General features: G+C 43.7%; 4 protein-coding genes. All 4 read right to left on the bottom strand.

Annotation, left to right across the window (positions count from 1 at the left end; translation table 11 throughout):
* Positions 1 to 111: 111 nt before the first annotated feature.
* The 4 genes from JHU38_RS11970 to JHU38_RS11955 all read right to left on the bottom strand — a co-directional run bounded on the left by JHU38_RS11970 (position 112) and on the right by JHU38_RS11955 (position 7,610).
* On the bottom strand, positions 112 to 1,626 hold the full coding sequence (locus tag JHU38_RS11970) for a RagB/SusD family nutrient uptake outer membrane protein (RefSeq protein ID WP_107580951.1): 1,515 nt from the start codon (positions 1,624 to 1,626) through the stop codon (positions 112 to 114).
* Positions 1,627 to 1,686: 60 nt separating this feature from the next.
* Positions 1,687 to 4,734, bottom strand: coding sequence for a SusC/RagA family TonB-linked outer membrane protein (locus JHU38_RS11965; RefSeq protein WP_207859398.1), 3,048 nt, complete (start codon positions 4,732 to 4,734; stop codon positions 1,687 to 1,689).
* Between the two features lie 119 nt (positions 4,735 to 4,853).
* Positions 4,854 to 6,362: a sialidase family protein gene (locus JHU38_RS11960; protein WP_107580949.1), complete on the bottom strand. Its 1,509-nt coding sequence runs from the start codon at positions 6,360 to 6,362 to the stop codon at positions 4,854 to 4,856.
* Between the two features lie 48 nt (positions 6,363 to 6,410).
* Positions 6,411 to 7,610, bottom strand: coding sequence for a TlpA family protein disulfide reductase (locus tag JHU38_RS11955; RefSeq protein WP_107580948.1), 1,200 nt, complete (start codon positions 7,608 to 7,610; stop codon positions 6,411 to 6,413).
* Positions 7,611 to 7,960: the final 350 nt, after the last annotated feature.

The raw sequence follows: 7,960 nt of genomic DNA, 5'->3' as shown, positions 1-7,960 counted from the left end.
GAGGATTTTAGCCCTTAACTTTTATATAACAAAAATGTTTACCGGACAGCAATATTCTGATATCTCTTATTTCCTATTTCTCCTTAATGTTTATTCACTTATTGTAAATGCTTATTGATTGTATCCGCTGTTTTGTTTGATTAAGCCATCCGTTATACGTATTTCGTATTCGGGTACGGGAAGATTCCAGCGGTTGGGAGCAATAGCACCGAGTGTGGCGTCTCCAAGCAAATTATTGGTACGCATCAGATCCCAGCGATATTGACCTTCATAAGCCAATTCCATGCGGCGTTCTTTCAAGATCGCACGGAGCAAGGCTTCTGTTGTCGGGAAGTCGGCGGCGGTATATAATGCAGGCTTCTTGTCATTGGGGAATGCGCGTTGGTGAACGTCATTGAGTTGGTCGATGGCTTCTTGAGAAATGGAGTTGGAAGATCGCACAAGCGCCTCGGCATAGTTTAGCTTGATTTCGGCCAAACGAAGGTAGATAACGTCGTCGTACTTGCCTCCGTAGTATTTGGTTGTCGTGTAATCGTTGGGATTATCACTTGTTGAGCCATGTCTGATCAAATCCGTTCGTCGCACATCATCAGCTTCATAACAATCAATGGCCGTCTGTGGGATATAAAAACTAATCTTGCGATAGTATGCCATACCATTAGGATAGCGCTTGGCGTATATTCTGCTTGGTTCAAAAAAGATGAGTTCCGTACTGTATGTTGTCGGGTCGGGATGGCTGCCACCTTGCGAAAACTCATTGGAAGGGAAGAGATTGTTTGAATATTCGCTTGATGATGAAGAGAATTGGTAAGCCGTATTTTGGAGAACAGCATGGGCGTAATCGGCTGATAGCTTCAGTTCTTCTTGATTGCCTTTGTAAGATGCCTTGTATAGATACACTCTGCTGAGCAGACTTTGGGCCACGCTCTTTGTCGCCCTGACACGTGATGAGGCCGCGGGGACGGCTTCGGGCAAATCGGGAAGCGCCTCTGTCAGGTCTTTGATAATCTGCTGCCAACATTCGGCGTTCGTACTTCTTCCTTTTGAGTTCTTAGGATTATAGCCGCTGTAAGGGTCAAGGGTGAGTACAACTCCGTCGGCAGCATCGTTTCCTAATAAAGCCTGATCGCCAAATATAGCCAGAAGTTGGAAATAAACGTAAGCTCTGATGAATTTCGCTTCAGCTATATGCTGGCGTTTGATGGGCTCCGCGTATTGTCCGTATTGTGTAACTCCCCGAATAATATTATTGGAATAGTCGATGGCGTTATATCCCCAATGCCAGATTTGATATAAGAAATTATCGTGTTCATTGGATGTATATTGGCTCTTTTCAACAGCAACAAAGGTAGGAGAGGTAGCTCTTACTTTTAGATTGTCGGTTGCCAAATCTCCTAATTCAAAGGTATAGCCCGAGTTTGAATAATTGTTTTGGTCTTGAGGTGCGCCGCTTAGAAAGACGTTCAGCCTGACATAGTTACCGACCAAGGCTGCCAGAGCGGTTTTCTCATTGCGGTACACTTTTTCGTCTACGTATGTATTCTCCGGTTCCAAGTCTAATCCGCAAGCGGTCATGAGGATAGTCAGTCCAAGGATAATACTGTTTTGTATATATTTGATAGTCATATCGATTGATCGTTAGTGATTGAAAACTCTTATCATTTGTTTGCGTTTAAGTTGCATTTATCAGAATGTTGCGCTTAAACCGAATTGCATACTGCGCGACGAAGGCATGGTGCTATTGTCGTAGCCCGATAATGTGGCTGACGAACCGAAGGCACTTACTTCAGGATCTAAACCGCTATATTTTGTTAAAGTGAAGAGGTTTGTGGCCGTGAAGTATAGCCGTAACTGCCTACATAGCTTGGAACGCTTGAGCCATGTTTGCGGGAAACGATAAGCCAAGGTAAGCGTTTTAAGTCGTATGTATGAATTATTCTCCAAGAAACGGCTTGATGTAATCGATGTGGTGTAGTCGTATGCTCCGATGATTGAAGTATTTTTCAGCTTGGGTATGTCTGTCTTTTGACCCGGCAACTGCCATAGGTTCATGATTTCCGATGACAGATTGTTAGCCTCTTGCGTATAAGTAAGCAAGGTGGCGCGCGTGCTGTTCATCATGTGACTGCCCAAAGCGTAGTTGAAAAATATGTCAAGTTCGAAGTTTCGGTAGCTGAATGAGTTGGTGATAGAACCGTAAACAGTCGGCATAGCCGTGCCATAGACAAACTTATTGAGTTGCGAAGTGGCGTTTTGCGATGCAGGAGGCACGGTCGAAACGCTACCGTCTGCATAAATCCATAGTGGGTTTCCCGACTCAGGATCAACCCCGCCCCAACGATGAAGATACCATTGCGCGGCTGCTTTCCCCTCTTGGTAATACTTGTATGAACTGTTTAACTCGTCGAGTTGGTTTCCTTCAAAGTTTAATTTCAGGATTTTGTTGGTCGCCGAGGAAATGTTGAAGATGGTCTGCCATTGGAAGTTTTTGGATATAATGTTGTCGCTGATGATCTGAAAGTCGATTCCCGTGTTCATCATATCCGCTATATTCTGGTTTTCTTTGGTATAACCGGTATAAAGAGGGAGATTGGACGAAAAGAGCATATTGGTCGTTTTCTTGTAATAATAGTCTAATGTCAGCTTGATTCTGCTCTTCAATGCTTCTATATCCAATCCTGCATTCCATGTGAATGTGTGTTCCCAGTTCAGGTTTTCGTTACCGGGTTGAGACATTTGCAGGTAGTTAAGGCCTCCGTACGTGGTCAGTGTGTTCAATTTATATGTGGCCTGTGCTCCATAGTAACTGTTGTTACCGTCTTTGCTGGAAAGACCGAATGAACTTCTTAACTTGGCTTCATTGATGAAAGGAAATGCTTCTCTGAAGAAGTTTTCGTTAGATAATCGCCAACCTATACTGACCGATGGTGTCCCTAAATAGCGATGATTGCGATTAAAACGCGAAGAGCCGTCCACGCGATAGGTCAATCCCAGCATGTATTTCATTTGCCATTGATAATTAAGACGGGCAAAAGCTGAAAACAAAGCGGACTTCATAGAGTACGCGCTGATGACACGTTTACTCTGTGCTGCGCCTACACCGATAAGGTCGGGGCTGAAGAAATTGGTTCCTGCTACCGAGTTGATTCGGTCGCGAACGTATTCATAGCTTTGGCCGAAGACGCCTTGGAAAAAATGATTGCCTATAATCTTGTTGATGTTCAATGTGTTGGTAATAACATATTTAAGGTTCAACTTGGTTGTCTCTTGCGCTTGGTTGCCTGCCACTCCTTTAACATGTTCCGGCAAAGCGCCTTTCCGAATAGAAGAAAAAACATTGTACATGTCTGTTCCCAATTCCGTGCGCCAAGTGAGCCAACTCACCGGATGCCATTCCAGATAGGTATTGCCGATCACTCGTGTGTCCTCGCTTCCCTCGTCGTTGATATAGGCTTGTGCCACAGGATTGTAGGTTTCAGGGTCACCTTTGCTGTTCGGGGCAAAACCGTAGTAATATTTTCCATCTTCGCCATAGATTGGAAGGTTGGGCGCTTTTTTGATTGCCGCGGCATAAATCTCCGGCGCTTGCAGTGCATTGTTGTTTAAGCGGGAAATGGAAACATTCACAGACAGATCGAGTTTCGGCGTGAGTTTTGTGTTCAGATTAAGTCGGGCCGAATAACGTTGCATGTCGTTGTTGATGACATACGACTGATTATTTGAAGCGGCTAAACTCAAGAAATAAGTCGTTTTCTGTGAACCGCCGGAAAAAGAAGCCGATACATTGTGGCTGACTGCTGTTCGTGTGATTGCATCCAGCCAGTCTGTATCATACGAGGGCGGAAAATTCTGGCCGTTGAAATAATTGGAATAGATTTGCGAATATTGTTTGCCGTTCAACAATTTCAGTTTTCCAAGTGGCTGATCTATTCCCAATGTGTAATTGATATTGATGCGTGGGCGGTCTTTACTGCCTTTCTTTGTTGTGATGAGGATAACTCCCGATGCTCCTCTCGCCCCGTAAATGGCCGTGGCAAACGCGTCTTTCAGGATCTCGATGGATTCGATATCGTCGGGATTGAGGGTCGCCAGTGGGTTCTTTTCGAAAGAGTATTTCAACTCGGTGTTATATTTTAATGAGCCACCGCCCGTCTGCATGCCCACCATAGATGTGGCCGAGATAGCTCCGCCAGAAATATCGGTTGAATTGGATGAGCGATCTGTTCCGTAGATAGGTACGCCATCGATGACATACAACGGATTGTTGTCACCCATGATGGAACTGATTCCGCGAATCGTCAGAACGTTGGCCGAACCCAATGCGCCCGATGAGGTAGACATAAAGACGCCGGGAGCCTTCCCTTGCAGCATCTGATCGATAGACTGAAAGGATATCTCGTCGGCAAGTTTGACGGAAGATACCGCTCCTGTAAGGTCTCGGCGCTCTTGTTTACTATATCCTGTTACTACAAGATCGGCCAACATGACGTCTTTGCTTTCGTGCATCACCACATCTATTCGGTCGGATTTTCCGACGATTTTGCGCTGCATTTCATACCCCAGCATGCTATAGTAAAGAGTATCACCTTTCGAAACTGTTATCGAATAGGCGCCGGAAGCGTTGGTAGATGTATAAGCCGTGTTGTCTTTCAGTCTGACGGTAGCCAACTCTATGGGATTCCCGTTCTTGTCTACGACATTACCACTGACAGTCTTTTTCTGTGCGAAAAGCATTATAGACTGTGTCAAAACAAACAAAAGTATAAAGGTTCCTCTTTTCATGTTTAGATATATCAAAAGGCTCCTCTTTCCAAAATGATATGAAAAGAGGAAAACCTTATGTGACAAAACTGTTACTTAAAAAATGCGTTCCAGGTATCGGATCCGTAAATATCATTCACTGTTGGGCAGGCATAGTAACCGCTTGATACACTGCTATAGCCTCCGAAGAACCAGACTGCCTGGCCCATAAGAGCCGAAGAAGCACAACGAGTCCCGGCAAATGATTTCGGAACAATGAGCGGAGTCCAATGAATAGCATCGGTAGAGCGGTAAACGACATCGCTGAGAATGCGTGTTTCACCGTCTGCGCCTAAAGTTTCGCCTCCGAATAGATAAATAATGTTGTTATTGACAACGACCTTTGACTGATACAGATTCTTGAAACCATCGACAGTTTCGGCCTCGAGTTTCCATGTGGTACCGTCTGTTGATGAAAAAACACCATTTTTCATGTTTTTAGGATCGATATAACTACTAAAGCCACCCACCATATATAGTTTGTTTTTAAATACAAACAAGTTGGTGCCAATAGTAGGAATAGTCAGCTTCGCTTCATCAACAACCGTTGTGGTCAGTACTTCCCAGGTCATTCCATCGGATGTTGAGAGCGTATTGTTGGCGCCTTGTATCATACCGAATCCAATGGTGTATCCGCCATGAACGTATAATTTATCGCCAAAGGTTGTTAGTGTTGCGTAAGGATTGTTATACACGTACATATTTTCCGGATTTATTTCCTCACCATTTTTCTTAATCTTTGTTTTGGGAAGAAGTGCTTCAAAGTTCGTGCCGTCTGTAGATACATATGAGCGCCACTGCTTGATGACGGGCGAGGGGCCGAACCATCCATCTTCCAGTTCTGCCGGATTGCCGAACTTATCCTTACCCAAAGTGCGCATACCACCTAAAACGTAGAGTTTGTCTTTAAATGTTACCAAACGTGCTCCTTCACCTCCAATGACGTCGTTGGCACCTGTCACGGTATAAGGAACTTCACTCCAGGCCAGTCCGTCGACCGAATTGAATAGCTGATATAATTCTTCCGTGGTGTCGGGCGATTTGCTAGCCGTAGACTTTGTCGAAATGACAAGCGCGTAAAACTTACCTTTGAACGAAGTTACGTCCATCCATACGATCTTAGAAGGCAGTCCGTTGAACGACGATGCTTTCTTTTTAAAACCAATCTCTGCACTCTTTGTACGAACAATATTCAGGGTATAGACTTTTGTTTTTCCGGTCGAACCTTTTACCGTAAAGCTGACAGCGGATGTCGCGTTGACAACAACCCCCTGTGCTCCTACGGGCTGATTATTGTACAAAATAGTCGCATCAAGCGTAGGATCGAGCTTCACGGTAGCCTCGGATAGAGCAACATCCGTCACATCCCATGCCACACTATCATTCGTATTCTCTAAAACGCCGGCGCCTTTCGGTTCCAATTTATAGGCAAGAGGGCTGCCAAGCGGGGTGATACTTCCCGATACGATACCGACAACCGGCTCGTCCTCCTCTTTTGAACAAGAGGAAAAAGCGATTCCTGCACAAGCAAGTGCCACGAAAAATAAATTCTTAACGCTCATAATAACTTGTGTTGAATGGTGAATAATTATGTAGGTAAAAGGCAATGATTACATGCTCATTGCACCCATGCTGATACTAATGGTCTCTTTCGGCTGAGCCGCTTTTCCGGCCAAAACATCAGCAATGCCTTGACGAATCTCTTCTCCGCGGACGTTTTTCTTATAGATTTTGCCTTCTTTATCGATGATCAGAATGAACGGAATACCTGAGAACTGGTATAAATCCATCACTTCTTTTCCGGCATCTGTTACCCAACCTTGTTTCCATGCCATGTTTTCTTCTTTCATGGCTTTCATCCATGCCTCTTTCTTAGCATCGATAGAAACGCTCAAAAACTCTACTCCCTTGTTTTTGAACTCTTCGTAATACTTCTTCAAATTAGGAATTTCCTGTCGGCACGGACCGCACCAGCTGGCCCAGAAATCTATCACCAACACCTTGCCTTTGAAATTTGCCGGTTTTATCGTTTTGTTTTTGGCGTCTTTGGCCTCAAATTCGGGAGCTACGGCACCGACTTTCACACGTTCTGTACGCATCTTCTGTTCGGCCACCTCCTTACGATAGTTGTCCGATAATTGCTTAGCAACAGGCGAAACGGCCGCCAATCGGGTCAATGTGTTCTCGATCAGTTCTTTGTTCTCGTCGTAATTCAATCTTGAAATGGCAGCCATCACGCTGTTGCGATCGGCATAGTACTCCACGAAATAGCGGCAATAGGCTTTGAAGTCGTCGTCCATGAAATCGTATAACGACATGGTCAGCTCTTTTCTATTTTCCTCATCGGCAAATTTCGCTGTGTAGGTCTTCTGCGAATAAGCTATCATCGCCTGGTAATTGCGATACGCCATAAAGTTGAGAAGATTCATCAGTTCATTATTCTTACCACCTTTGATATAGACAAAAGGCGGATTTTTTATCTTGATTTTGGCCGTGTCTTCGCCTCTGAAATCAATATTCAGGTTTTCATCTTCCAGCCATATGTTGACATCTTGCCATTCTCCGCAGTCTACAAACGCTTCTCCAGGCGCTTCTACGGGCACAGTCAAGCTGTAGTTTTGTGTGGCAGGATCAACCATTGTCTCTGCCAAAACTTTCTTCCCCGTACCGTAATATTGGTAAACGCTGATTTTAAAATCATCACTGATAAACTTTACATGGCCTTTGATAGTTACTGTTTTTTGTGCGAAAGCACACATAGGCGATAGCAACAAGAGTGCTAATACCAATTTGAACGAATTTTTAATCATAGTCTTATAAATTTTAATAAATGAAATTTCAGTGAAATTAGAATGAAACCAAAGAGAAACTTTCTCTTTTTCATGGTTGGCTATGTGAGGTGTCTGGATTAGATGACAAATCTATTTGGCGGTAAACATACAAAAAAAATGAAACACGCTACAACGGTTTTGTATTCTTTTTAAGAAAAATATTTATTTTTAAGATAAAGAAGCGTTATACTAATTATAGTATGCTAATTTTGAGGAAGAAAATACTTAACTATATTTGTTTTCTTATTACAGTTCATATTTTAGGGTTAATAAGCAATAGTGTCCTAAATAATTTTTGTGAAAACGCATACAAGTTGCATCAAATCATT

The organism is Prevotella illustrans, from assembly GCF_017426725.1.
Lineage (GTDB): Bacteria > Bacteroidota > Bacteroidia > Bacteroidales > Bacteroidaceae > Prevotella > Prevotella illustrans.
Note: the sequence above shows the minus strand (reverse complement) of the source record. Positions and strands in the feature narration are given on the sequence as shown.